Origin of the sequence: Kitasatospora sp. NRRL B-11411 (assembly GCF_000721345.1) — a bacterium.
Classification (GTDB): domain Bacteria; phylum Actinomycetota; class Actinomycetes; order Streptomycetales; family Streptomycetaceae; genus Kitasatospora; species Kitasatospora cineracea.
In genome coordinates, this window is record NZ_JOGH01000019.1 from 1 (window position 1) to 25964 (window position 25964).

A 25964-nucleotide genomic window follows, 5' to 3' on the forward strand; every position below is an offset into this window, starting at 1 on the left:
GCGGGGGGCGGGCCGGTCGGCGGCGGGACGGCGCGGCGCGGCCGGGCGCGGGGCGGGGCGCTCGGCGGTGGCGGCGGCTGCGGCGGTAGCTGCGGCGGGGCGCTCGGCCGGGGCCGGGGCCAGGGTCGGGGCGGCGGCCGGGCCGGTGTTGGCGACCTCGATCCGCAGCAGGTCGCCGCTGAGCGAGGCGGTGACCTGGAAGGTGTCCCCGGGGCGGGCGGGAGCGGCGTGCTCGACCGCGTTGGCGCAGGCCTCGGTGAGGGCGAGGCCGAGGTCGAAGGCGACCTGCGGATCGACTCCGGCGGAGTCCATGGCGCCGAGCAGGATGCGGCGGGCGAGCGGCACGCTGGCCGGGTCGCGCTTGAGGTGCAGAGTCCACCAGATGTCCACGGGAGTTCCCTCCTGGCTGCGGCTCCACATACAACTAGCTATCTCCTCGGCCGTGCGCGGTGAACCGTCCGCACGGGCGAAGGCCGCCCGTTCGGCGGATGGACCCGACCCGTCGGGTGTGCCGATCAGCGCTCGGGCGGATCCGCGCGCCGGTCGGTTTCCCGCCATTCCGGGCGGGTCCCGGCCCCTGCCCCGGAGCGGGGTGTAGGCGGTGAGATGATGGCCCGGCCATGACTGACCCCACCGCCGCCGCCCGCCGGGGCGCCGCCGTGCCCGCCGGACGGGTGCCGGCGGCCGCCTGGGACCTGCGGCTGCTGCGGGCGGTGCCGTTCGCGCTGGTGTGCACGCTGGTGGCGGCCTTCGGGCACGTCCGGGCGGGCGGTGCGGTGGCGCCGGACACGCTGGTGCTGGGGTTCGCCGCGGTGTGCGCGGCGGCGGCGCTGGCCGGCCGGCGGGAGCGCTCGCTGGGCGCGATCGCGGCCGCGCTGGGCGCCGGGCAGCTGAGCCTGCACCTGCTGTTCCACTTCTTCGGAAGCGGGCTGGGCAGCGGCCCGGCGGCGGCGCACGCGCAGATGGCCGGAAACAGCTCCATGGATCCGCTGGTGGTGGCCGCGGGCCGGCTGCTGTGCGACGACGCTCCCGGCAACGGGCTGACCGTCGTCCCGCTGGACACCACACCGGAGCAGGTGGTGAGCGCCGCGGGCCTGGACCCGCAGGCGGTGGTCGCGGCGGCCGCGCCGCACGCGTCCGGCTGGCTGGGGATGAGCCCCGGCATGCTGCTGGGCCACCTGGCGGCGGCGCTGGTCGCGGGCTGGTGGCTGCGGCGCGGCGAGGCCGCGCTGTGGCGGCTGGTGCGGACGGCCGCGCTGACCGCCCGGGAGTGGGCGGCGCCGGTGCGGACCGCGGTGGCGCTGCTGACGGCGCTGCTGCTGGGCACCGGGCGCCCGGCCGCGCCGCGCCGGGCCGCGCGCCCGGAGGACTGGCCGCTGCCGGTGGCGGCGGCGCTGCGGCACAGCCTGCCGCGCCGGGGACCGCCCGCGGTGGCGTTCGCGCGCTGATCGGGCCCGGGAGGACCGGGGCTCGGGCGCGCGCCGCTGCCGCCGTGCCCGCGCCGTGAGCGGGCCGGCCGAGTCTCCCGCACCTCCCCGCGTGCCGACGCGCACTGCCGCGCGGCCCCTTTCCTCAGGAGTCCCCTGATGCGTTCGCTTACCGCCCGTCGTTCTCTCGGCGCGCTCGCGGTGGCGGCCGGCGCCCTGCTGGCGTCCGCCGTGCCCGCCTTCGCCCACGTCACCGTCCAGCCGGGCAGTGTCCAGCAGGGCGGCTACAGCGCCGTGGCGTTCCGGGTGCCGAACGAGAGCGACACCGCCTCGACCGTGAAGGTCGAGGTCAACCTGCCGCTGGACCACCCGATGGCCTCGGTGCGCACCCAGCCCGTCCCGGGCTGGACCGCCGTGCTGGAGAAGTCGAAGCTCGACAAGCCGCTGGACTCGCACGGCCAGCAGATCACCGAGGCCGTCTCGAAGATCACCTGGACCGCGAACGACGGCACCAAGATCGCGCCCGGGCAGTACCAGGACTTCGCGGTCTCGCTCGGCGCGCTGCCGACCGACACCGACACGCTGGTCTTCAAGGCGCTGCAGACGTACGACAACGGCGACGTGGTCCGCTGGATCGAGGAGGCCAAGGACGGGCAGCCCGAGCCGTCCAAGCCCGCCCCGGCGCTGAAGCTGACCAAGGCCGCGGGCGCCACCACCGCCGCCGACCAGCACTCGGCGGACTCGGCCGGCGCGCAGCAGGCCGCGGCCGGTGCGAAGTCCTCCGACTCGACCGCCCGCACGCTGGGCGTGGTCGGCATCGTGGTCGGCGTGGTCGGCGCGGCGCTCGGCGTGGCCGGGCTGCGCCGCCGCTCCGCGCAGTCCTGACCCCCGGCCGGGGCGGGGCCGCGCAGGCCCCGCCCCGGCACCCCTTCCGTTCCTCCGCACCCGCTCCCCGCACGAACAGGAAAGTCCCTTGGCCTCCCTCCGCCGCCCCCGCCCCCGGCTCCTGACCGCCGCCGCCCTCGTCCTCGGCGCCTCGCTCGCGCTGTCCGCCTGCTCCTCGTCCGGGGGCGGCACCCAGGACTCCGGGGCGGCGAAGGTCAGCAAGAAGGCGTCCACCAGCCAGTACCGGGGCACGGTGCTGAGCAAGAACTTCGAGAAGCCGGACCTGGTGCTGGACGACACCTCCGGGCAGCCGTACGACCTGCGGGCGCGGACCGCGGGCAAGACCGTGCTGCTGTTCTTCGGCTACACCAGCTGCCCGGACGTCTGCCCGACCACGATGGGCGACATCGGCGTGGCGATGTCGAAGCTGACCCCCGAGCAGCGGGAGAAGCTGGCGGTCGTGTTCGTCTCCACCGACCCGGAGCGGGACACCCCGCAGGTGCTGCGGACCTGGCTGGACTCGATGGGCAAGGACTTCGTCGGGATGACCGGCGACCTGGCGAAGGTGAAGGCCGCGGCCAAGCCGCTGGGCATCCTGGTCGAGGACCCGGTGGTGGACGCCAAGGGCGCGGTCACCTCCACCCACGGCGCGCAGGTGCTGGCGTTCCTGCCCGGCGACGACAAGGCGCACCTGCTGTACATGGCGGGCACCTCGGTCGACGTCTACCGGCACGACCTGGAGCTGATGGCGAACGGGGTGGCGGTGTGAGCCGGGCGTTCCGGCGCGGCGCGCTGGTCGGGGCGGGGCTGGCCGCCGCCCTGGCGGTGGGCGCGGTCGCGGTGGCGCACCAGTCCTCCGGCGGGCCGGGCGGCGCGCCGCGGCTGACCGTCGCGGACCCGTACATACCGCTGCCCGCCACGCCCGACGGGATGGGCGCGGGCTACCTGACGGTCCGCAACAGCGGCGGGGCGGACACCCTGGTGAGCGTGAGCAGCCCGGCCGCCGGGTCGGTGACCATGCACCGCTCGACCGAGACGTCGATGGAGCAGGTCGAGCAGATGCCGGTGCCGGCCGGCGGCACCCTGGACCTGGCCCGCGGCGGCGCGCACCTGATGATCATGGACTGGGCGAAGCGGCCCGCGCTGGGCGACGAGCTGGAGCTGGACCTGGAGTTCGCCAGGGCGGGCCGAGTCGTGGTCAAGGTCCCGGTGAAACCGCTGACGTACCGTCCGGGTAGCTGATCGGCGATGGCGACGAGGAGAGGCACGCACGTGGTGACAGGGGCGAGGCGGCGGCTGGGCGCGCTGCTGGCGGTGCTGGTGGCGGCGCTCGGGCTGGTGCTCGGCGGGGCGACGGCGGCGTCCGCGCACGCCACCCTGGAGGGCACCGATCCCGCCCGGGGCTCGGTGGTGGCCACCGCGCCCGGCACGGTGACCCTGACCTTCAGCGAGGGCGTCTCGCTGGCCGCCGACTCGGTGCGGGTGCTCGACCCGCAGGGCAAGGCGGTCGACGACGGCAAGCCCGAGCACGTCGACGGCAGGTCCGCCACCGCCCGGGTGGCGCTGCGCTCCGGCCTGGGCAACGGCACCTACACGGTGGCCTGGCGGGCCGTCTCGGAGGACTCCCACCCCGTCGGCGGCGCGTTCACCTTCTCCATCGGCGCGCCCTCCGACACCTCGGTGAACGCCGCCGCCGTGCAGGGCGCCGAGGCGCAGGGCGCGGTCGCCTTCGCCTACGGCACCGCCCGCACCGTCGCCTACGTGGCGTTCGCGCTGCTGGCCGGCGCCGCCGCGTTCGTGCTCGTGGTGTGGCCCGGAGGGACGGCCGTGCGCGGCGTGCAGCGGCTGCTGATGACCGGCTGGGTCGCGCTGCTGCTGTCCACCGTCGCCGTGCTGCTGCTGCGCGGCCCGTACGAGCGCGGCACCGGCCTCGGGCAGTCCTTCGACCTGTCGCTGGTGCGCGCCACCCTGGACGAGCGGATCGGCACCGCGCTGGCCGCCCGGCTGCTGCTGCTCGCCGCCGCCGGCGTCTTCCTGTCGCTGCTGGTCGGCCAGTTGGGCACGCCGCAGCCGAAGCCCGCCGCCCCGGAGCCCGCGGACGACCCGGAGGACGAGGAGGAGGCGGAGCTGCGCCGGCTGGAGCGGGCCGCCGCCGAGGCCCCGCAGCGCGACGCCCGGCTCGGCCTCGGCCTGGCCGGGCTGGCCCTCGCCCTGGCGCTGACCGCGACCTGGGTCGGCGCCGACCACTCCGCGGTCGGCATCCAGGTCGCCCTCGCGCTGCCGCTGGCCGCCGTGCACCTGCTGGCGATGGCCGGCTGGCTCGGCGGCCTGGCCGTGCTGGTCGTCGGCCTGCGCCACGGCCTGCCCGCGGCCGCCGTCGACCGCTTCTCCAAGCTCGCCCTGTGGCTGGTCTCGGCCCTCGTGGCGACCGGCGTCTACCAGTCCTGGCGCGGCCTCGGCTCGTGGAGCGCGCTGGTCGACACCTCGTACGGGCGGCTGCTGCTGATCAAGGTCGGCTGCGTGGCGGCGATGCTCGGCGTCGCCTGGATCTCCCGCGCCTGGACGGCCCGGCTGCGCACCGCCGACGAGAGCGCCGGGGCGCCGCAGGAGGCCCGGGCCGACGAGAGCGCCGCGGTGGGCGCGGGCGAGAGCGCCGCCGCCGAGAGCGGTGCAGCCGGGGGCGGTGCGGCCGAGAGCGGTGCGGCCGGGGGCGGCGACCCGGCGCGGGCCGCGCAGTTGGCCCGGCAGCGGGCGCTGCGGGACCGGGCCCGGGGCGAGCGCGGCGCGGCGGGCTCCCCCGCCCGGGCCGGGCTGCGCCGCAGCGTGGTGGTGGAGACCTCGGTGGCCGTCCTGGTCCTGGTGGTCACCACCATGCTGACCAACTCCCCGCCCGGACGCGTCGCCCAGGCCGTCGCCGCCGCGCCCGCCGCCCCCACTGCCGGGGCCTCGGCGGCGCCCGGCCGGACCGAGGAGCTGAAGCTCCCCTACGACACCGGCGGCCGCACCCCCAACGCCAAGGGCACCGCGACCGTCACCGTCGAACCGGTCGCCACCGGCCCGAACCAGGTCACCCTGAAGCTCGCCGACTCCACCGGACAGCCCGCCGAAGTCCCGGAGCTGGAACTCGCGTTCACCCTCCCCGACCGCGACCTCGGCCCGCTCCCCGTCACCCTGCAGCCGCAGGGCACCGGCAGCTGGACCGGCACCGCGCAGCTCCCGCTGAACGGCATGTGGGTGGTGTCGGTGACCGTCCGCTCCTCCGACATCGACCAGGTGACGGCCACCCGGCAGCTGAAGGTCGGCCCGTGAGCACCGTCGAGCGGACGCCGGTCGAAGCGTCGTCGCCGCCGCCGCGGCCGTCCCGGCGGGCGGTGCTCGGCGGGGCCGGGGCCGGGCTGGTGGCGGGCGCGGCCGGCGGGGCCTGGGGCGGACGCGCCTCGGCGCACGCCCCGGCCGAGGGGGTGACGCTCGGCGGGGCCCGGGTGCCGTTCCACGGCCCCCGGCAGGCCGGGATCGTCGAACCGGCCCAGGCCCGGGTCGAGTGGGCGGCGTTCGACCTGCTGTCCAGCACCCGCCGGGACGGACTGGCCGCGCTGCTGCGCACCTGGTCCGCGGCGGCCGCCCGGATGGCGGCCGGCGAGCCGGCCGCGGAGGGCGAGAACCAGATCGCGCTGGACGCCGGACCCAGCTCGCTGACCGTCACCTTCGGCTTCGGCGCGACCCTGTTCGACAAGGCCGGCCTGGCCGACCGCCGCCCCGAGGCGCTGGCCGCGCTGCCCGCCTTCCCCGGCGACGCGCTGGACCCGGCCCGCTCCGGCGGCGACCTGTGGGTGCAGATCGGCGCGGACGACGCCCTGGTCGCGGTGCACGCGCTGCGGGTGCTGGTCCGGCTGGCCACCGGGCTGGCGGCGCCGCGCTGGCTGATGTCCGGCTTCGCCCGGACGCCCGGCGCGACGCCGCACCCGATGACCGGCCGCAACCTGATGGGCCAGGTCGACGGCACCAACAACCCGCGCCCGCAGGACCCCGGCTTCGACGCCGCCGTGTTCGCCGCCGGCCCCGACTGGATGGCCGGCGGCAGCTACGCGGTGCTGCGCCGGATCCGGATGCTGCTGGAGGGCTGGGACACCCTGCCGCTGGACAAGCAGGAACGGATCATCGGCCGCCGCAAGAGCGACGGCGCCCCGCTGTCCGGCGGGCCCGACGCGGTCGAGCGCACCCCCGTCGACCTGGCCGCCACCGACCCGGACGGCGTCCTGCGGATCGCCCCCGACGCGCACGTCCGGGTCGCCGCGGCGGCCTCCAACGGCGGGGCGGCGATGCTGCGCCGCGGCTTCTCCTTCCACGACGGCCTGCTGCCCGACGGCTCCCCCGACGCCGGGCTGCTGTTCGCCGCGTACCAGGCCGACCCGGCGCACGGCTTCGTCCCGGTCCAGCAGCGGCTGGCGCGCGGCGACGGCCTGTCCCGCTACCTGCGGCACGAGGCGTCCGCGCTGTTCGCGGTGCCGCCGGGCGCGCCCGAGGGCGGGTACGTGGGGCAGCCGCTGCTGGAGGGCTGAGCCCGGACAGGGGTCCGGGCCGCTGCCCGGAGTGCGGAACGGGGCCGGGCCGGGCCGCGGAAGTGGCTAGGGTGAAGGCGGATCGGCCTTCGGGCCATGCACACTCGCTGTTCGTTCGGAGGCGGTCATGTCGGCGACCCGTTACACCTACCTCGGGCCCGCGGGCACCTTCACGGAGGCGGCGCTGCGCACCCTGCCGGAGGCCGGGACCCGGGAGCTGACGCCGGTGGCGTCGGTGTCGGCGGCGCTGGACGCGGTGCGGGCGGGCGAGGCCGCGGGCGCGATGGTGGCGATCGAGAACTCGGTGGACGGCGCGGTGACCACCACCAGCGACGAGCTGATCAACGGCAGCCCGCTGATGATCTACCGCGAGGTGCTGCTGCCGATCTCGTTCGCGGTGCTGGTGCGGCCCGGCACCTCGCTGCCGGACGTGAAGACGGTCAGCGGCCACCCGGTGGCCCAGCCGCAGGTGCGGCACTGGCTGGCCGCGAACCTGCCGGACGCGCAGTGGGAGTCCGCGGCGTCCAACGCGGAGGCGGCCCGGCTTGTCCAGGAGGGCCGCTACGACGCGGCGGTGGCAGGGGCGTTCGCGGCCGAACTGTACGGGCTGGAGGTGCTGTCGGACGAGATCCACGACGTGGCGTCGCCGACCACCCGGTTCGTGCTGGCGGGCCGTCCCGGGCGGGTGTCCTCGGCGACCGGCTGGGACAAGACCTCGATGGTGGTGTGGCTGCCGGAGGACCACCCGGGCGCGCTGCTGGAGCTGCTGCAGGAGTTCGCGGTGCGCGGGATCAACCTGATGCGGATCGAGTCCCGGCCGACCGGCGAGGGCATGGGCAACTACTGCTTCCTGATCGACTGCGAGGGGCACCTGAGCGAGCGGCGGGTCAGCGAGGCGCTGATGGGCCTGAAGCGGATCTGCCCGCAGGTGCGCTTCCTCGGCTCCTACCCGCGGGCCGACCAGGGCACCTCGGCGCCGCTGCGGGCCGGTACCTCGGACCTGGATTTCGCCAACGCCGCGGACTGGCTCTCGCGCTGCCTGGACGGGCGCGGGGAACTCTGAGCGCGCCGCCCGGACGGGCGCGGGGAACTCTGGGCGCGCCCCCGGGCGCGCGGGGGGCTCCGGGCGCGCGGGGGTGATTCCGGCCGGAACGGGACCGTACGCGGTCCCGTTCCGTTCATTTCCGTCCCTCCCGCCCGTCACCTGCCCGGCCGAACCCCGTTCACCTGCGGTGCGGTCGGCCGGCCCGGGTGCCGCGGCGGGCGGGGCGGTTCATCCACAGGGCGGCGGGCGGCATCCACAGGGGCGGTTGTCCCCAGCTGACGGGCAGTTATCCACAGGGCCCGGTGCGAGTCGACAAAACGGTAAAGAAACCCCCAGTACCGGTCAGATCATCTACTAGGGGCGCGGAGTGGACTTATCGGACCAGAGTCGCCCTTGCGCCGACAAATCACCTGGGCGAGCGAGCGAATTCCCTCACTCGAGAAGCCGAATCGAGGTTTGAAACCTGGAATTCCCGGTTCGGACGCCTGCGGACCTTCGGTTCTCCCCTGTCCACAGGCTTGGCCGCGAACCTGTGGATAACCCGCCCCGGGCGGAGTTGTCCACCGGGGTTATCCACAGGCGGAGCCGGGTTATCCCCAGGCCCGGGCGGAGCTTCCCCAGCCCCCTTCCCCACCGGCTCGGGACAGAATTCCACATTCCGCCCCAGAAGGCAGCACAACGCCACGAACCGCCCGGCGGCCGGAACCCGCCCCCCGACCGGACCGGGCGGCGTCCCGGGGCGCCGCCCGGCCACCGGTAGGCTGGAGCCCGTGATCGACCTCCGCCTGCTCCGTGAAGACCCCGAGCGAGTGCGCACCTCGCAGCGCTCCCGTGGTGAGGACGTCGACCTGGTCGACGCCCTGCTCTCCGCCGACGAACGCCGCCGCGCGTCCGGCACCCGCTTCGACGAGCTGCGCGCCGAGCAGAAGCAGCTGGGCAAGCAGGTGGCCGCCGCCAAGGGCGAGGAGAAGGCCGCCCTGCTGGCCCGCACCAAGGAGCTGGCCGCCGAGGTGAAGGCCGCCGACGCCGCGCAGGGCGAGGCGAAGGAGGAGGCCGAGCGGCTGCAGCGCGCGCTGGCCAACCTGCTCGACCCGGCGGCCCCCGTCGGCGGCGAGGAGGACTTCGTCACGCTGGAGGAGATCGGCACCCCGCGCGACTTCGCCGCCGAGGGCTTCGAGCCCCGCGACCACGTCGAACTCGGCCAGCTGCTCGGCGCGATCGACACCGAGCGCGGCGCCAAGGTGGCCGGTGCCCGCTCCTACTACCTGACCGGCCCCGGCGCGCTGCTGGAGCTCGCCCTGGTCAACATGGCGATGGCGCAGGCCTCCGCGGCCGGCTTCACCCCGATGATCACCCCGGCGCTGGTCCGCCCCGCCGCGATGGACGGCACCGGCTTCCTCGGCCAGGCCGCCGAGAACGTCTACTACCTCGCCGACGACGACCGCTACCTGGTCGGCACCAGCGAAGTCCCGCTCGCCGCCTACCACATGGACGAGATCCTGGACGCCGAGCGGCTCCCGCTGCGGTACGCCGGCTTCTCCTCCTGCTTCCGCCGCGAGGCCGGCACCTACGGCAAGGACACCCGCGGCATCATCCGGGTCCACCAGTTCGAGAAGGTGGAGATGTTCGTCTTCACCACCCCCGAGGACGCCGAGGCCGAGCACCGCCGCCTGCTCCAGTGGGAGAAGGACTTCCTGAACGCGCTGGAGCTGCCCTACCGGGTGATCGACGTCGCCTCCGGCGACCTCGGCGCCTCCGCCGCCCGCAAGTTCGACATCGAGGCGTGGGTCCCGACCCAGGGCAAGTACCGCGAGGTCACCTCCACCTCCAACACCACCGAGTACCAGGCCCGCCGGCTCTCCATCCGGATGCGCGACGCCGACGGCGTCCGCCCGCTCGCCACCCTCAACGGCACCCTGGTCGCCGTCCCCCGGGTGATCGTCGCGCTGCTGGAGAACCACCAGCAGGCCGACGGCTCGGTGGTCCTGCCCCCGGCCCTGCGGCCGTTCCTCGGCGGGAAGGCCGTGCTGGAGCCCGTCGCCGCCCGGTAACACCCCTTCGTCCAGGAGCACTCCGCGCCATGAGCACCGCCCCCCTGCCCTACCGGCTGGTCGCCACCGACCTCGACGGGACGCTGCTCACCAGCGCCGAGATCGTCTCCGCCCGGACCCGCGAAGCCCTGGGCGCGGTCACCGCGCTCGGGGCCAAGCACATCATCGTCACCGGCCGCTCGGCCGGCTGGACCAGGCCGGTGCTCGACGAGATCGGGTACACCGGGATAGCGGTCTGCGGGCAGGGCGCCCAGGTCTACGACGCGGGCGCGCACAAGCTGCTCACCTCCGTCACCCTGGACCGGCAGCTGGCCGCGGTCGCCCTCGCCAAGATCGAGGCCGAGGTCGGCCCGCTCGCCGTCGCCGCCAACCAGGACGGCCTGGACGGCGAGGTGCTCGCCGGGCCCGGCTACAAGCTGCGGATCGGCACCGAACTGCCGCTCCGCCAGGTCGCCCCCGACCAGCTGCTCGCCACCCCCGTCAGCAAGCTGTACATCCAGCACCCCGAGCTGACGGACGACCAACTCGCGGACGCCGCCTGGTCGGTGGCCGGTCAGCTGGTCGGCATCACGATGGCCGGCGCGGGCATCGTCGAACTCCTCCCGCTCGGCCTGACCAAGGCCACCGGCCTCTCGCTGGCCGCCCGCCGGCTGGGTGTCACCGCCGCCGAGACGATCGCCTTCGGCGACATGCCCAACGACGTCCCGATGTTCCGCTGGGCCGGGTACGGCGTGGCGATGGGCAACGCGCACGAGCAGCTGCGGGCGGTGGCCGACGAGGTGACGGTCGGCAACGACGAGGACGGCGTGGCCGTGGTGCTGGACCGGGTGTTCGGGCTGGGCTGAAGCCCGATCATCCCGTGCCGGGCGCTGGAACGGTGCCGGGCGGGTCGTGACGCGGCGCGGGGCGGGCCGTGGCGCGGTGCGGGGGCCGGGCGGGTGCCCGGCCCCCTCCGGGCTTCCCGGCGGGGCGCTGACGGGCCGTTGACGGCCCGTCAGGAGCCCTGCGGTCAGCCGTAGGTGAGGTTGGAGCAGGCGTCGTCGTCCGCGGAGCGGGCGTCCTCGGCGACCTTGGAGGCGACCGGGCCCGGGTCGGTGGTGGCGGCGGTGCCGGCCGCCGGGGCGGTGGTGGCGGCGGTGCCGGCCGCCGGGGCGGTGGCCGCGTAGTCCTTGCCGAGGATCAGCGTGACGCCCGCGCCGCCGCCCGCCTCGACGGTCGAGCCGGGGAACAGCGCGGCCACCGCCTCGGCGTGCGCCTTCTGCCCGGCCGAGCCGTACTGCACCACCGTGGTGGCGTGGTTCTGGCTGGACGCGTTGCCGGTCGAGGTGACGGTGTAGTTGGCGGCCTTCAGGGTCGCGGCGGCCTTGGTGCCGAGCCCGCCGGTGGTGGTGCCGTTGTAGACGGCGACCTTCACGCCGGTGCCGTCCGCGGGCGGCGCCGGGGTCGCGGTGGGCGCGGCCGGGTCGGGGCTCGGGGCGGCGGTGCCCGCGCTGGCGTCCTGCCCGTCCAGGGTGCGGTCGGCCTTCAGCGAGGCCCACAGCTGGTCGACCTCGGGGTGGTTCAGGCCGATCCGCTCGCCCTGGTAGTGCCAGGGGGTGGTGAGGAACTTGATGTCGTGCAGGTCGATGTTCTTGAGCGTCATCGCCAGGTCGGTCAGCTTCTGCACGCTGTCCAGGTCCTCGTCCACCGTCAGCGACTTGGTGGCGGCGTCGGCCAGCGGGAACAGGCTGGTCGGGCTCATCCCGTTCGACTTGACCTGCTTGATCAGCGACGACAGGAACGCCTGCTGGCGCTGCATCCGGCCGACGTCGGAGCCGTCGCCGATGCCGTGGCGCAGCCGGACGTAGTCCAGCGCGGCCTGGCCCTCGACCTTCTGGACGCCCTTCGGGTACAGCAGCTTGCCCTTGCGCGGCAGGTTGGGGTTGATGTCGCGCTCGTAGATGTCGTTGGGGAGGCAGACCTCGACGCCGCCGACCGCCTTGGTCATCGCGGCGAAGCCCTCGAAGTTCACCACGATGGTGTGGTCGACCCGCAGGTCGGTGAGCTTCTCCACGGTGTTCTGGGTGCAGGCCGGGTTGCCGTCCTTGAAGTTGCCCACCGAGAAGGCGCTGTTGAACATGACGTTGGGCTGGTCCTTGGTCCAACTCTTGTTCGGCAGCATGCACTTGGGGACGTTGACCAGCGCGTCGCGGGGGAACGAGACGCCCACGGCGTGCTTGTGGTCCGCGTAGACGTGCAACAGGATCGTGGTGTCGGAGCGGGCGCCGCCCTCGTCGCCGCCGCCGAGGTCCTTGTTCGCGCCGTCGCGCGAGTCCGAGCCGATCAGCAGGATGTTCATCGGCTTGTTGCCGTTGGCGTCGGCCTGCGCCTCCGGCGGGCGGCTCTCGCTGACGCCCGCGCTGTCCCAGGAGGAGAGGTTGGCGTTCAGCCGCCAGTAGAGGAAACCGCCGGTGCCGACCACGGCGAGGCTGGTGCCGACCAGGCTCCAGACGACTATCCGCCTGGTCCGGCGGGGTTTGCGGCGGCCCGCCGCGGCGGCCGCCCGTCCGCCGCCCTGCGCGGCCCGGCGGGCCTCGGCCCGGCCGCCGCCCGCTGCGGGGGCGCCCGCGGCACTGCCGCGCGCCTGGGCGTCGGTGCGGCCCCGGGCCGGGGTCCGGGCGGGCGTTCTGGCCGGCGTTCGGGCGGGGGTGTCGTGGTCGGCGGAGCGGTGGCGCGGGATGTGCGGCGCGGGTACGTCGTCGCGCTGGGGGGCGTCCTGCCGGTACCCGTCGCCCTGCGGCGGGAGGCTCTCCCACCACCCGGGGTCCTCGCCCGACGACCCCGCCCTCTGGCCTGCCATACCTGCACCCTTCACCGGAGGCTGCCGTCGGGCGCCTCTGCCACCGCTCCGTCCGCCCCGGATCGGCGCGGCGGACGGATGAAGCCGGAGAGCGGAGCATACAAAGGGACCATTTCCGGGTCACCGCCCGGGGCACCACTCCGAGCAGTGGAACGCCCGTACGCGGACCGTCGGTTCCCGCGGCCGGGTGTGAGCCGCACAACGCCGCCGGGAGCGGCGGAGCGGGGCCCGGGGGCGGGGTTCAGCGTTCGCGCAGGCGGGTGCCGGTGCGGGGGCGGAGTGCGGCGGCGGCGGCCGCGGCGAGGGCGGTGACGCCGAGCGCGGTGGCGAGGACCAGGGGCCAGGGCAGGACGACCGGGACGTGCTGCGGCCAGAGTTGGCTGCCCGCAACCAGCCAGCCGCCGAGGGTGCCGATCAGCATCGCCAGGCCGACGATGACGGCCGCCTGCACCGCCAGCACCCTGCGCTGGACGCCGCCGGAGAACCCGATGACGCGCAGCAGTAGCAGGCGCGGGCGGAGCTCCTGGGCGGCGCCGCCCACGGCGGTCATCGCGGACAGCAGGGCGACGGCCGCGCCGATCGTGAGCATCACCGACCAGCGGGCGGGCAGCGGCGGTCGGTAGCCCCGTTCGACGTGCAGGTCGGAGGTGGGGACGCCGAGCGGTTCGAGGGCGCGGCCGATCCGTTGCTCCAGGTCCGCGGGCGGCGTGGCGGGCAGGGTGGCGCGGTAGCCGTCGGTGAAGACCTCGAAGCCCTTCGCCCGGGCGGCGGCACCGGTCGTCACGGCCACCGCCTGGCTCTGCGTGGTCAGGTCGACGGGGTCGGACCGCACGGTGTCGACGGGCGTCCCCGGCCCGGGGTTATCGGGCCGGGACCGGCCGTGGAGCGTCGCGCCGGTGAACCCGTCCGGGAAGTCGGGGTCCAGGACCAGGACCCGCTGCCCGGTGAGGGCCGCCCATTCGCGCGGGGTCGGTGCCCGGCCGGTGAGGTCGCGGAACTGGGCCTCGGTGTCCACGACCGCGACGGTGCCGGGTCGGAGCGGGCCCGCCCGGAGCACGGCCTTGGGCACCGAGAGGCGGTTGCCCTCCGCCCTGGGGCCGGCGCCCTTCGGCACGACGCTCTGCACGGCCTCCACCGGCACCGTGTCGCCGACCACGCCGCGGAAGGCCGCCAGGACGGCCGCCGAGGGCTCGGTGTAGCGCAACGGGACCTCGACCTGGTCGAGGTGGCGCGAGCCGACGTAGCTCGTACGGTCCCTCTCGGTCTGCGAGGCGACGAAGGTGGCCGCGCCGACCGCTAGGACCACGGCCAGCGCGCTGGAGGCGATCGCGGCGACCGGTCGGCGGCGCTCGCGGTCCAGGTCGCGCAGGGCGAAGCGGCCGGCCAGCGGGAGCCGGGCCGCGCACCGGGCCAGCAGGTGCAGGGCGTCGGGCAGTGCCGCGAGGGCGGCCGCCACCAGCAGCACCGACCCGACCGCTCCGACCACGCCGGCGTCCTGGGTCGCGGCGAACAGCAGGGCGAGCCCTCCGAGGGCGCCGGTGACGGCCACCACCGTGCGGCGGCGCGACCGGCCCGCCGACCGGCCTGCCGGGCGGGGCGCCCGGGTGAGGCGCTCGCGCACCGAGGACGTCCGGGCCGCCCGGGTGGGCAGCCAGATCCCGGCGACGCCGCTGGCGACCGCGCCGAGCGCAAGGAGCCCCAGCGCGGTGAACGGCAGCGAGAAGGTGCCCAGGTCGCGCTGGACCGCCTGCCGGACCAGCGGGCGGGCCGCCTGCCCCAGCAGGACGCCGCCGACCAGGCCCGCGGCGGTGCCGGCCGTCACGGCCGCGGCCCCGCCCGTCCGGGCCAGCCGCACCAGCCGGTCCCCGCTGAAGCCGACGGCGGACAGCATGCCCAGTTGGCGGTTCAGGCGGCGCATCCGGAGGCTGAACGCCGCCGCCGCGCTGAACAGCACGATCGCCGCCCCCGGCACCGCCAGCAGCCCCGGCTGGGCGTCCAGCAGGGTGCGGGCGGAGGACAGCGAGGCGCGGGTGACCACCTGCCAGCGGCGGCCGCGGGCCGCGTTCGCCAGCTCCGTCCCGGTCGCCGGGTCGGTCTTCACCAGCCAGGTCGTGGCCAGGCCGAGCAGCGCTCCGTGGCCGTGGTCGTCCCACCGGGCGAACAGGCCCGGGCCGCCCGCCGCGAACCGCGCCCGGTAGGCGGTCGGGTCCTCCACGGTGCCGACGATCCGGGCGTCCTTCGCCGACGCCGGGGCCCACGGGAAGACGACGGTGTCGCCGGGCCCCAGGTGGTTCTCCTCGGCGAGCGTCCGGGAGAGGACGATCTCGTCGGCGGCGGCCGGCAACCGCCCGGTCAGGGTGCGCAGCAGGCCGGACGCCAGCGGGCTCGACCAGTCGGTCTCGCGGTAGCCGACCTGCTGGGTCGTCCCGGAGAGCACCAGCGGGAACGCGGGCGAGGACCGGCCCTGGAGCACCTGGCCGGCCCCGGCCGGGGCGGCTGGCAGGACCGCCGGGCCGGACTGCCCGCCGCCCGGCGCCGTCACCGACAGGTCGGCGCCGCCGAGCTGCGACCGGACCTTCTGCTCGCCGGTCAGGTTCAGCATGCCGATGACCTGCAGGGACGCCGCCGACAGCAGCACCGGGACGGCGAACAGCGCCACCAGGGTGAAGCGCCGCCAGCCGCGGCCGATGACCAGGCGCCAGGCCAGCCAGAGGGTCGTCTCGCGCGGTGCCCTCACGCGGAGCTCCCGGTGGTGGCGGAGTTCCCGGTGGTTGCGGAGCTCCCTGTGGTGGCGGTGATCCCGTCGATCCGGCCGTCCCGCATCCGGACGACCCGGTCCGCGTACTGGGCGTTGGCCGGGTTGTGGGTGGAGACGACGACCGTCACCCCGGAGTCGCACAGCTCGCGCAGGGTCCGCATCACCTGGGCGCCGGTGGCCGAGTCGAGCGCGCCGGTCGGCTCGTCGGCGAGCAGCAGGCGGCGCTCGCCGACCACCGCGCGGGCGATCGCGGCACGCTGCTGCTGGCCGCCGGACACCTCGTCGGGGAAGCGCGGGCCGAGCTCCGCCAGGCCGACCCGGGCGAGTGCCTCGTCGGCCCGGCGGCGGGCCTCGGCCCGGGGCACGCCCGCGCCCTCCAGCGGCAGGGCGACGTTCTCCTGCAGGGTGAGCTCGGGCAACAGGTTCAGTTCCTGGAACACGAAGCCGATGGAGGTCATCCGCAGCCCGGCCAGCCTGGCCTCGGACAGTCCGGCGAGATCCGTCCCCAATACCTCCAGTCGGCCCGCCGACAACCGGTCCAGCCCGCCGATCAGATTGAGCAGCGTGGTTTTCCCCGAACCGCTCGCGCCCATCAGGACGACGAATTCGCCGTCGGCGATCTTCAGATCGATTCCGTTGACTGCGTGGACTTCCCCGCCGTTCGAACCGTATGTCCGGCGAGCGCCCGAAATTCTGATCCCTGCCATGTGACCCTCTGTCCCCCACGTATGGAGCGGGCCGCCCCGCCGGGGCGGCCCGCCGAAAGGCCGACCGAGGTCAGCAGGCCCCCGCGTCGGTGTAGACCTGGATGCTGCTCGCCTCGTCATTGTCGTACCAGCCGACGTACGAGTTGCGCGAGGAGCTGTTCATGCACTCGCTGCCACCGGTGGCGTTCGCCCCCCAGAACCACCTGGCGTCGTGCGGGCCGTTGTTGATCCAGGAGGACATCCGGTCGTTGAAGCCGGCCACCGACAGGTTCCAGGTGGCGACCTGCTGGTCCCAGTACGCGTCGCGCGCGAACATGAAACCGGTGTAGTTCTCGTTGTCGAAGAGGCAGACGTCCGTGCTCGCGCAGTCCCCGGAGGCGGCGAGCGCGTCCGGGGCGTTCACCAGCGGAATTCCCGCTCCGAAAGCCGCGGTCAGCAGCAGGGCAACCGTGCGGTGTCGAACCGATTTCATCTCTACCCCCATTGAACCGTTTCGCACCGGCACCGTGCCGGCGCCGACAAGGAGACTAGCCCACCGAGCGCCAGGGCACAGCGGAATCCGAATTCCGGGAGAGATCGAAGAATATTCGATTCTCGATTCTCGGAAATCGCTGGCATTACCTCCCCATGGCCCGATAAATCGTGAAGAAGCACCCCAAGCCCCGGCGGGCCGGTCAGTTGTAGGATGACCGGGCAAGAGGTTGTAGGATGACTGGTGTCGGTCGGTCGGCCGATCGGTGAGTGCGGAGAGGAGTCCGGGCGTGGAGGGGTTGCAGGCGGCGGGGCGGCGGTCGTTGGTGGATGCCGCGATCGAGCAGCTGCGGGAGCAACTGGCGTCCGGGGTCTGGCCGGTGGGGGCGCGGATTCCGACCGAGCACGAGTTGGCGGAGCGGTTGCAGGTGGGGCGCAACACGGTGCGGGAGGCGATCCGGGTGCTGGTGCACGCGGGGATGCTGGTGTCGCGGCAGGGGGAGGGGACGTTCGTCCGGTCGACGAGCGATCCGGCGGCGGTGCTGCGCGGGGTGCAGCGGTCGGGGGTGCGGGACGTGCTGGAGGTGCGGGCCGCGCTGGAGACCGAGGCGGCCCGGCTGGCCGCCGAGCGGCACACCGCGGAGGACCTGGCCCGGATGCGGGCGGCGCTGGAGCGGGAGGCCGCAGTGATGGCGGCGCACCCGGAGCGGACCGGCCGGGAGGCCACCGTCGAGCACGACCTGGAGTTCCACACGGCCGTGGTGGAGGCGGCGCACAATCCGGCGCTGACCGAGGTGTACCGGTACTTCGGGGCCTCGGTGCGGGAGTCGATGCGCACCGCGTTCGGCGACCACGAGATGCCGGAGGTGGTGATCGCCACCCACGCGGCGCTGGTCGACGCGATCGAGAGCCGGGACCCGGAGCGGGCCGAGGCGGCCTGTCGGGCGCTGCTGGCGGAGCCGACGGCGGCGGTGGAGCAGTTGCTCGCCGAGATCGCCGCGCGGAAGTAACGCCCGGTCGGTCCGGCGATGCGGTGTCACCGGCGCGATGCATTGCCGCGTACGTGATGTGCTATCGCGGACGTGATGCGCCGTCGCGAACGTGATGCGTTGACGCTTTTGTGATGGGCCGTCAGTTCCGTTACACCCTTTCACTTTTCTTTCACCCCCGTACAGAGAGTCAGCCCCGCCATGTCGGTCACCCGTGCCGTGCAGCCCGCCCTCGAACCGAAGGTCGGCCGCCGAACCGCCGCCACCAAGTACGCCCACCCCGTCCTGCTGCTGGTCGGGATCGTGCTGGTGGCCCTGAACATGCGGGCCTGCCTGGCGGCGGTGTCGCCGATGGTCGTGGAGATCCAGCGGACCTTCGGCCTGTCGGCCACCGCGAGCGGGCTGATCACCACCGTGCCGGTGCTGTTCCAGGGGGTGGGCGCGCCGCTCACGCCGCGGCTGACCCGGCGGTTCGGGACCGAGCGGGTGGTGCTGGGTGCGGTGCTGGCGCTGGGGGCGGGGGTGCTGCTGCGGGTGCTGCCGTCGGTGACGGCGCTGTACGCGGGCTGCGTGGTGATCGGGGTGGCGATCGCGGTGCTGAACGTGTCGATGCCGGGCCTGGTGAAGCGCGAGTTCCCGCAGAAGGCGGCGGCGATGACCGGCGTCTACTCGACCACCATGCTGGTCGGCGCGACCATGGCGGCCGCCCTGTCGGTGCCGCTGGAGCACGCGCTGGGCGGCGGCTGGCAGGCCTCGCTGGGCGCCTGGTCGGTGCTGGCGCTGGTCGCCGCGGTGGCCTGGCTGCCGCAGGTGCTGAAGGCCCGTCAGGAGCGGACGGTGGCGGTGGCGGTGAAGGTGCCGACGCAGGCGGCCCCGGCGGCGCTGTCGAAGGAGGCCGGCACCAGCCCGTGGAAGTCCGGACTGGCCTGGCAGATCAGCGTGTTCATGGGCATCTCCTCGCTGCTGGTGTACACCCTGGTGGCGTGGATGCCGACCATCCTGGCCGACCACGGGATGCCGCGCGGCGAGGCGGGCCTGGTGTTCGCGTTCAGCAACCTGGTGCAGGTGGCCGGCGCGTTCCTGGTGCCGCTGCTCGCGGGCCGGATGACCCGGCAGCGCGGTCTGGCGCTGGTGATGGCCGCGCTGAACGGTGCGGGCGTGCTGTGGCTGCTGCTGGCGCCGGTGTCGGGGGCGTGGTTCTCGGCGACGGTGCTGGGCCTGGCGCAGGGCGGCTCGCTGGGCCTGGGCCTGGCGTTCATCGTGCTGCGCACCGACAGCGTGCTGGGCGCGGCCCGGCTGGGCGGGATGAGCCAGGCGGTGGGCTACCTGGTGGCGGCGGCCGGCCCGGTCGGCGCGGGTGCGCTGCACCAGCTGACCGGCGGCTGGGACGCGACGCTGCTGGTGCTGCTGGTGCTGGCCGCGGTCGCGGCGGTGGCCGGCTGGGGCGCGGGCCGCAACCGGACGGTGTAGCGGGCGGGCACGCGAAGGGGCGGGAGAGGTTCGGTGACCTCTCCCGCCCCTTCGCGTGCCCGGGGCCCGTGACCCGGAACCCGTGACCCAGAGCTCGAAGCCCAGAGCCCGCAGCCCGCGGTTACTCCTCGCTGCCGAGGGTGAGCCCGGCCAGCTTGACCGAGGCGAAGGCGGTGGCGCCCGCCGCGACGATGATCAGCAGCCAGACCGCGGTGGCCAGGCCGACGGGGGCGATGACGGTGCCGTCGGCGGCGACCGCCTTGGTCAGGGCCAGGCCCCACTGCTGGACGGAGAGGGTGCGGGCGCCCTCGACGTAGTTGCCGATCAGGCTCTCCCAGATCAGCGCGTAGGCGAGGCCGGCGATCACCGCGTGCCGGGTGAGCACGCCCAGCAGCAGGAACAGCGCGCTGTACGCGGCGCCCGCGGCAAGCGCGCCGACGCCGTAGCCGAGCGCCATGCCGTCCCCGCTGCCGTACAGGATCAGGCCGGCCACGTAGGTGGGGACGGCGGCGAGCAGCCAGGTGCTGGCGACGGCGACGGCCAGCTTGGTGGTGACGATCTTCCAGCGGGGCAGCGGCTTGGCGAGCAGGTAGACGATCGAGCCGTCCTCGATCTCGGTGGCGATCACGCCGGTGCCGACGATCAGTCCGGTGATCGGCACCAGGGTGCCCAGGGCGAGGCTGCCCAGCACGTTGTGCGCGAGGTCCAGCTTGTCCAGGGTGCTGTTGGCGGCGATCACGGCCAGGACCAGCAGCAGGACCGGGACGGCCAGCAGGATCAGGACCCGGCGGCGGCCGAACAGGCCGCGCGCGGTGAGCCGGGCGACGGTGGTGTTCATCGGTGGGCCCTTCAGGACGAGACCAGGTACGAGAAAACGCTTTCCAGCGACTCGTCGGCCGGGGAGACGGTGTACAGGCGGATGCCGGCCTGCCGGGCGACCTTGGGCAGCAGGGTGGTGAAGCCCTGGAAGTCGATCGCCTGGATGCGCAGGGCCTTCTCGGCGGCGTCGAGTTCGATGCCCGCGGTGGAGCCGTCCGCGATCAGCGCGGAGGCGAGCTGCCGGTCGTCGCTGGAGCGCACCAGGTAGCGGTGCGGGCGGTCGGTCATCAGGCGCCGGATCTCCCGGAAGTCGCCGGACGCGGCGTGCCGGCCGGCCACCACCACCTCGATGTGCCGGGCGAGCTGCTCGACCTCCTCGAGGATGTGCGAGGAGAACAGCACGGTGCGCCCGTCGGCGCCGAACCGGCGCAGCAGTTCCATCAGGTGCAGGCGCTGGCGCGGGTCCATGCCGTTGAACGGTTCGTCGAGCAGCAGCACCGAGGGGTCGTGGACCAGCGCGGAGGCCATCTTGACGCGCTGCTTCATGCCCTTGGAGTAGGTGCCGGTCTGCCGCTCCTGGGCGTACTCCATCTCGACCAGGGCGAGCGCCCGTTCGGCGGCGGCGCCGGCGTCGGCCAGGCCGTGCAGTTCGGCGTTGGCGAGGACGAACTCCCAGCCGGTCAGGTAGTCGTACATCGACTCCTTCTCCGGGACCAGGCCGATCTCCCGGTAGACCTCCTGGTTGCGCCAGATCGGGGCGCCGTCGAGGGCGACGGTGCCGGAGGAGGGCGCGAGGAAGCCGCTCATCATGTGGATGAGGGTGGACTTCCCGGCGCCGTTGGGGCCGAGCAGGCCGGTGATGCCGGGGCCGATGGTCATGGTGACGTCGTTGACGGCGACCACGTTGCCGAACCAGCGGGAGACCTTGTCGATGGTGATGACGGCCATGGCTGCCTCTCAGACGTTCCGGTAGCGGCGCAGCATCAGCGCGTAGCCGCCGGCCGTGAGTGCGACGAGCACGGCCGCGAACACCGCCGCGCCGGCCCCGCCGGGGGCGTGCAGGTTGACGGCGCCGTTGTCGCCCAGGCCGAACAGCTGGTTGACCAGGGTCTCCACCAGCGAGGACGGGGAGATCACGAACGCCCAGGAGGCGGAGTCCTGCCGGACCGGGTCGAAGCCGCCGTTCAGCGCGTAGACGATCGAGGCCAGCACCTGGGTGATCATCAGGGTGCCCATGATCGCGGCGACGCCGAACCCGCGGCGCGGGGTGGCGGCGGCGATCAGCAGGCCGAGCGAGGCGTACAGCAGCGCGTACAGGACGGCGGCGAACAGGCCGTACAGCAGGTGCACCAGGTTGTCGCCGAACGGGAACTTCGCCAGCAGCGCGCCGATGAACAGCAGCAGCAGCGGGGCGGCCAGCACGATCATCAGCGCGCTGAACATCGCGGCGAACTTGGCCGCCACGTAGTCGCCGCGGGTGGCCGGACGGGAGAAGTACAGCGGGACGACGTGGTGCCGCAGGTCCCGGGACATCAGCACGGGGGCCTGCGCGGCCAGGAAGATCTGCGGCAGGACGGAGAACGAGGCCAGGTAGCCGGCGTAGTCCATCGGCATCTTGTCCAGGTGCGCGAACAGCGCGATCGCCAGCATCGCCAGGGCCGGCGCGGCCATCCCGCCCAGCAGCAGGAACGGCAGCACCTTGGACTTGCCGGAGCGGCCCAGGCCGAACGCGGCCCGCAGGCTCTGCACGTACAGCGAGCGGGTGGCGTACCGGCGGCCCAACCGCGGCCCGGTGTACGGGCGGTAGCCGATGTCGTGGATGACGCCGCTGTGGGCGTCGGCGGGGGTGGTCATGCCTGCTCGCCTCCTGCGGCCGCGGCCTGGTACGCGGCGGCCCCGTGCTCCTGCCCGTGCCCGGGTCCGCCGTGCTCGCCGTGCTCGTCCTCGTCGGACCGGGTGCTGAAGATCTCGGCGACCCGGTGGCGGCGCTGCTCCAGCCGGATCAGGCCCAGGCCGAGGTCGTCCACGGTGTCGCGGACGGTGTCGTACGTCTCGTCGCCGGTGATCTCCACCAGCAGGATCCGGCTGCCGTCGGCGCGGACGGTCAGGCCGGCCGCGGTCAGCCGCTCGGTCAGCACCGCGTCGGCGTCGAAGGTGCGGTCCGACGGGTGGTCGGTGACCTCGACGGCGAGCAGCTGGGTGCTGCCGGTGAACGAGGCGGTGGAGGAGGAGCGCAGCAGCTTGCCGCCGTCGATCACCACCAGGTGGTCGCAGGTCCGCTCCAGCTCGCCCAGCAGGTGGGTGGTGACCAGCACCGAGATGCCGAAGTCGGAGTGGATCCGGCGGATCAGCCCGAGCATCTCGTCCCGGCCGACCGGGTCGAGGCCGTTGGTCGGCTCGTCCAGCAGCACCAACTGCGGGTCGTGGACCAGCGCCTGGGCCAGTTTCACGCGCTGCTTCATGCCGGTCGAGTAGCCGCCCATCGGGCGGTAGCGCTCCTCGTACAGGCCGACGTGGCGCAGGGTGTCGGCGGTGCGCTCTCGGGCCGCGGCGGCCGGCAGGCCGGACATCCGGGCCATGTGCACCACGAACTCGGTGGCGGACACGTCCGGCGGCAGGCAGTCGTGCTCCGGCATGTAGCCGACGCGTTCGCGGATCGCCGGACCCTGGGTGGCGATGTCCAGGCCGAGCACCTGTCCGGTGCCCTCGGTGGCCGGGGACAGCCCGAGGAGGATCTTGATGAGAGTGGACTTGCCCGCACCGTTCGCCCCGACCAGGCCGACCACGCCCGGCTCCACCTCCACGGTGAGCCGGTCGAGCGCGGTGACCCGGGGGAACCTCTTGGTGAGGCCGTCCGTCTTGATGACTGTGGACACGGTCATCAACGTAGCCGTGCACCACCACCTCGCGGAATGCGCTGGGGAGCCGGGCTTTCCTCCCCCCACGGGATGACCCCCCGGCCCCGCCCCCTAGGGGTAGCGGGGGACGGGCCGGGAGCCCGGGTGCCGACGGCGCGTCACCGCCGCGGCGGTGGACCGCCGTTGCGGCCGGTCGGGATCAGGCCAGCAGGCCGCTCTGCAGCGCGACCACCTGGCGGAAGGCCTGCAGCGGGACGCCCCGCGGATTGGTCAGCTGGACCACCGCCACCACGTCGCCGCTCTGCACCCAGCCGATCCGGCCGGTGGGCATCCCGCCGGCCTGCGCGTCGGAGAGCCGGACGTCCACCTGCCCGAAGGCGACCGGGTACTTCCCGTCGACGTCCAGGTGCCAGGACGCGATGTCCTTCGACGACGTCATCCGGAGCGCGCCGGCGAAGAAGTCGGCGGCCTCGTCGCCCGTCCCGAAGTGCAGCAGCCGCAACTCGGTGCGGGTGCCGTCGGCGGCCGTCCACCCCTGCGCCGCCGCGCCCCGGCAGGCGTCCGTGGTCAGCCGCAGGGTGTACGCGTCGTCCGCCGCCAGCATCGCGTCGCGGTCGCACGGCACCCAGCGGCCCGCCACCGGCGGCAGGCTCGGGACGGCGGCGGGGGACGCGGTGCCGCTGCCGGACGGGGACGCCGACGGTGACGGGGACGCCGTCGGGGACGGAGACGTGGACGCCGGCGGGGTGGCGGCCACCGCGCCCTTCGGGGGCGGCAGCAGCAGGCCCCGCAGGTCCGCCGCGTGGGTCCTGACCTTGTAGTCGGACGGGGCCGAGGCGCCGACCGGCAGCGGAGGGAGCGTCAGCTCCGGGAACGCGTACCGGCCGTCGTTCGGCGTGGCCAGGCCCGGGACGTCGGTGCGCTCCGGCAGGGTCACCAGGACGGCGGTCGCCGCCCCGGTCACCACCGTCAGCAGCACCGCCGCACCGACCTGCCACCGGCGGCGGCGGTCGGCCTTCGCCTGCACCGCCCAGGCGTCCGGGGCCGGAGCGTCCGGGGCCGAAGCGCCCGGAGCCGGAGCGCCCGGAGCCGGGACGGGCTGCGCGGGGACGGGCTGCGCGGGGGCCTCGGCGGTGGTCGGGGTCGGGGTGCCCGGCCGGGGCGGGGTGGTGTCGCTGCTCATGCGGAGACTCCCAGTCGGTCCAGTTGCCGGCGGAACAGGTCGACGACCTTGTTCTGGTCGATGGGCGCCACGCCCTCGACCCGCAGCTGCACCAGCAGGTCGCCCACCGCCGAGTAGCAGGTCACGTAGTCGAGTTGGTCGCCCGCCCGCAGCGCCGGCAGGACGCAGCGCGCGTCCGGGTGGCCCGGCACGTCCGGCCCGCGCCGGAACAGGTCGCTGTCGTCGACCAGCGCGCCGAACAGCGCGTTCTGCTCCGACACCGCCTGCTGGTCGAACCTGGTCAGCTTCAGCGCCGCCGTCAGCCGGTTGTCGAACCGGGTCAGGCTGCGCACCCCGACACCGGTGAAGTGCAGGGTGGAGAGCGCGTCCTTCAGCCGGGCCCGGTACTTCTCCGGGACCTCGGCCAGCATCTCCTCCTGCGCCCGGTCCAGGTCCGCGCCGACGAACTCGCCGTCGTTGCCGAGGCTCTTGTAGTCCGGCCCCAGCCGGTACCCGTCGGGCACCGGCAGCAGCAGGTCGCGCAGGCTGCCGACGTGGGTGCCGTCGGACTTGGCGCCCCACGGGGCGGACGTGCTCGCCGACGGCGCGGGGACCGCGGGGGCGGCGGCGGCCGCCGCGGGGGCGGCCGGCTCGTCGCCGTAGTGCACCCGGATGACCACCTCGCCGATGCCGACGCCGAGCAGCGCCGCCGCGACCACCGCCGCGACCGCCTTCGGCGCCCGCCGACGGGCCCGCGCCGGGGCGGCCGGCTGCGGGCCAGGCTGCGGGTCCGACTGCAGGTCCGACTGCGGGCCAGGCTGCGGGTCCGGCTGCGGGCCAGGCTGCGGGTCCGGCTGCGGGTCCGGGGTTGCTGACGGCTGGTCAGGGGCTGCTGGTGGTTGGCCGGGGAGCGGGGATTCGATGTCGGTCACGCGAGTCGCTCCCACTGGCGCTTGGCGATGTCTTCGAGTTGCGCCCGGTCCACCGGGTTCTTGGCGTAGACCTGGACGGTCATCAGCACGGTGCCCTTCCGGGCGATCGCCTCGCCGTAGTAGTACGTCTCGGTGCTGCGCGCGTAGGTGTAGGGCTGCTTGGCGACCAGCAGGACGCTCTCGTCGTTGCCGGGGAACTTCGAGACGTCCATGTCCGAAGTGCCGCCCGGGACCATGCCGGTGATCGCCTTCACCACGGACTCCGGCACGTACTGCACCAGCATCACCCGGTAGGTGTCGTCGCCGCTCTTCCAGCGCACGGTGGCGGCGCGGCGGAAGCCGTTGCCGAGCATCTCGACGAACATGTCCTCGCTGTCGCCGAAGGTCTCCGCCCGGTCGGCCGCGGACAGCCAGCCGTCGCCGTCCCCGTCGGTGCGGTCGGTGCTGCCCGCCGGACGGTCGATCAGCAGCCGGCGCAGGTCGCCGTCGATGTTCAGCGGCGGCGGGCCGGCGGCGGCCAGCGCCGCGGCGTCCACCCGCTCGGCCGGGTAGGTCAGTTTGGGCGCGGTGAGGGCCGGCAGCGGCGTCGGCGGCCGGGAGGACTGGATCGCGTAGCCGACCGCGGCACCGATCACCGGGCCGGCCAGCACCGCGGTCAGGAACAGCGCGCCCGCGCCGAGCCTCCGCCTGCGGCGGGCGGGTTCGGCACCCGACTCGACCAGGTCGGGTCCGGCGGCGCCGAAGACCGGCGGGACGAACGGGTTCCCGGCCGCCGACGGGGACCCGGACGCGGGCACGAACGGGGCCGGCGGGGCGAACGGGTTCGGGGCGGGCGGGTTCGGGGCGGCCGACGGGCCCTGGGCGGGCGGCGGGCCCTGGGCGGGCGGGGCGGACGGGTTCGGGGCGGAGGTCGGCGGCGCGGGGGCCTGCTCGGCGGCGGCGGCCGTCCCGGGCTCCGCCGCGTCCGCGGATTCGGTGCTCAACTGGTGCTC

Annotated in this window: 23 protein-coding genes; 11 read left to right on the forward strand and 12 right to left on the reverse strand. The window is 74.7% G+C overall.

Going from position 1 to position 25964, the window contains the following annotated elements; genetic code table 11:
* On the reverse strand, positions 1–390 hold a 390-nt coding region (locus IH44_RS42705; RefSeq protein ID WP_051816805.1), incomplete at its 3' end, for an ATP-binding protein.
* A gap of 230 nt (positions 391–620) precedes the next feature.
* On the opposite strand from IH44_RS42705, the gene IH44_RS0112145 reads away from it, so the two are divergent.
* The 9 genes from IH44_RS0112145 to IH44_RS0112185 all read left to right on the forward strand — a co-directional run bounded on the left by IH44_RS0112145 (position 621) and on the right by IH44_RS0112185 (position 10812).
* Entirely contained in the window at positions 621–1448 is an 828-nt protein-coding gene (locus IH44_RS0112145) for a hypothetical protein (protein WP_051816806.1), read from the forward strand.
* Between the two features lie 138 nt (positions 1449–1586).
* Positions 1587–2312 carry a YcnI family protein gene (locus IH44_RS0112150; RefSeq protein ID WP_030459499.1) on the forward strand — a complete coding sequence of 242 codons (726 nt, stop codon included), beginning with the start codon at positions 1587–1589 and terminating at the stop codon, positions 2310–2312.
* Between the two features lie 88 nt (positions 2313–2400).
* Positions 2401–3081 (forward strand): SCO family protein, encoded by a 681-nt coding sequence (locus tag IH44_RS0112155; RefSeq protein WP_051816807.1) that lies wholly within the window; start codon positions 2401–2403, stop codon positions 3079–3081.
* Entirely contained in the window at positions 3078–3554 is a 477-nt protein-coding gene (locus IH44_RS0112160) for a copper chaperone PCu(A)C (RefSeq protein WP_030459501.1), read from the forward strand. Before IH44_RS0112155 ends, IH44_RS0112160 begins: the two co-directional genes overlap by 4 nt.
* A gap of 30 nt (positions 3555–3584) precedes the next feature.
* Positions 3585–5621, forward strand: coding sequence for a FixH family protein (locus IH44_RS0112165; RefSeq protein WP_030459502.1), 2037 nt, complete (start codon positions 3585–3587; stop codon positions 5619–5621).
* Positions 5618–6871 carry an iron uptake transporter deferrochelatase/peroxidase subunit gene (gene efeB, locus IH44_RS0112170; RefSeq protein WP_030459503.1) on the forward strand — a complete coding sequence of 418 codons (1254 nt, stop codon included), beginning with the start codon at positions 5618–5620 and terminating at the stop codon, positions 6869–6871. Before IH44_RS0112165 ends, efeB begins: the two co-directional genes overlap by 4 nt.
* A 127-nt stretch (positions 6872–6998) precedes the next feature.
* The gene (gene pheA / locus IH44_RS0112175; protein ID WP_030459504.1) at positions 6999–7934 is read left to right on the forward strand and encodes a prephenate dehydratase; all 936 of its coding nucleotides are present in this window, start codon (positions 6999–7001) and stop codon (positions 7932–7934) included.
* A gap of 752 nt (positions 7935–8686) precedes the next feature.
* Positions 8687–9967 carry a serine--tRNA ligase gene (gene serS, locus IH44_RS0112180; RefSeq protein WP_030459505.1) on the forward strand — a complete coding sequence of 427 codons (1281 nt, stop codon included), beginning with the start codon at positions 8687–8689 and terminating at the stop codon, positions 9965–9967.
* A gap of 29 nt (positions 9968–9996) precedes the next feature.
* Positions 9997–10812, forward strand: a complete 816-nt coding sequence (locus IH44_RS0112185) for an HAD family hydrolase (protein WP_030459506.1) — start codon at positions 9997–9999, stop codon at positions 10810–10812.
* Positions 10813–10976: 164 nt separating this feature from the next.
* Here the strand turns inward: IH44_RS0112185 and IH44_RS0112190 are convergent, their stop codons facing one another.
* The 4 genes from IH44_RS0112190 to IH44_RS0112205 all read right to left on the reverse strand — a co-directional run bounded on the left by IH44_RS0112190 (position 10977) and on the right by IH44_RS0112205 (position 16674).
* On the reverse strand, positions 10977–12806 hold the full coding sequence (locus IH44_RS0112190; protein ID WP_030459507.1) for an LCP family protein: 1830 nt from the start codon (positions 12804–12806) through the stop codon (positions 10977–10979).
* Between the two features lie 241 nt (positions 12807–13047).
* Positions 13048–15543 (reverse strand): hypothetical protein, encoded by a 2496-nt coding sequence (locus tag IH44_RS0112195; protein WP_030459508.1) that lies wholly within the window; start codon positions 15541–15543, stop codon positions 13048–13050.
* Entirely contained in the window at positions 15540–16157 is a 618-nt protein-coding gene (locus IH44_RS0112200; RefSeq protein WP_232794915.1) for an ABC transporter ATP-binding protein, read from the reverse strand. Before IH44_RS0112200 ends, IH44_RS0112195 begins: the two co-directional genes overlap by 4 nt.
* A gap of 184 nt (positions 16158–16341) precedes the next feature.
* Positions 16342–16674: a peptidase inhibitor family I36 protein gene (locus tag IH44_RS0112205; protein ID WP_051816810.1), complete on the reverse strand. Its 333-nt coding sequence runs from the start codon at positions 16672–16674 to the stop codon at positions 16342–16344.
* Between the two features lie 358 nt (positions 16675–17032).
* On the opposite strand from IH44_RS0112205, the gene IH44_RS0112210 reads away from it, so the two are divergent.
* Both IH44_RS0112210 and IH44_RS0112215 read left to right on the forward strand, forming a co-directional pair.
* Positions 17033–17752 (forward strand): FadR/GntR family transcriptional regulator, encoded by a 720-nt coding sequence (locus IH44_RS0112210; RefSeq protein WP_030459511.1) that lies wholly within the window; start codon positions 17033–17035, stop codon positions 17750–17752.
* 180 nt (positions 17753–17932) lie between these two features.
* A complete protein-coding gene (locus IH44_RS0112215) occupies positions 17933–19201 on the forward strand; it encodes an MFS transporter (protein ID WP_030459512.1) in 1269 nt (422 codons plus the stop codon).
* 121 nt (positions 19202–19322) lie between these two features.
* Here the strand turns inward: IH44_RS0112215 and IH44_RS0112220 are convergent, their stop codons facing one another.
* The 7 genes from IH44_RS0112220 to IH44_RS0112250 all read right to left on the reverse strand — a co-directional run bounded on the left by IH44_RS0112220 (position 19323) and on the right by IH44_RS0112250 (position 25955).
* Positions 19323–20039: an ABC transporter permease gene (locus IH44_RS0112220; RefSeq protein ID WP_030459513.1), complete on the reverse strand. Its 717-nt coding sequence runs from the start codon at positions 20037–20039 to the stop codon at positions 19323–19325.
* Between the two features lie 11 nt (positions 20040–20050).
* Positions 20051–20968, reverse strand: coding sequence for an ABC transporter ATP-binding protein (locus IH44_RS0112225; RefSeq protein WP_030459514.1), 918 nt, complete (start codon positions 20966–20968; stop codon positions 20051–20053).
* 9 nt (positions 20969–20977) lie between these two features.
* A complete protein-coding gene (locus IH44_RS0112230) occupies positions 20978–21874 on the reverse strand; it encodes an ABC transporter permease (RefSeq protein ID WP_030459515.1) in 897 nt (298 codons plus the stop codon).
* Positions 21871–22896 (reverse strand): ABC transporter ATP-binding protein, encoded by a 1026-nt coding sequence (locus tag IH44_RS0112235; protein ID WP_369794940.1) that lies wholly within the window; start codon positions 22894–22896, stop codon positions 21871–21873. The genes IH44_RS0112230 and IH44_RS0112235 overlap by 4 nt, the downstream gene beginning before the upstream one ends.
* A gap of 181 nt (positions 22897–23077) precedes the next feature.
* Positions 23078–24061, reverse strand: a complete 984-nt coding sequence (locus tag IH44_RS0112240; protein WP_030459517.1) for a hypothetical protein — start codon at positions 24059–24061, stop codon at positions 23078–23080.
* Positions 24058–24972, reverse strand: coding sequence for a hypothetical protein (locus IH44_RS0112245; protein ID WP_157852282.1), 915 nt, complete (start codon positions 24970–24972; stop codon positions 24058–24060). The genes IH44_RS0112240 and IH44_RS0112245 overlap by 4 nt, the downstream gene beginning before the upstream one ends.
* Positions 24969–25955 (reverse strand): hypothetical protein, encoded by a 987-nt coding sequence (locus IH44_RS0112250; RefSeq protein ID WP_030459519.1) that lies wholly within the window; start codon positions 25953–25955, stop codon positions 24969–24971. The genes IH44_RS0112245 and IH44_RS0112250 overlap by 4 nt, the downstream gene beginning before the upstream one ends.
* Between the last annotated feature and the right edge of the window lie 9 nt (positions 25956–25964).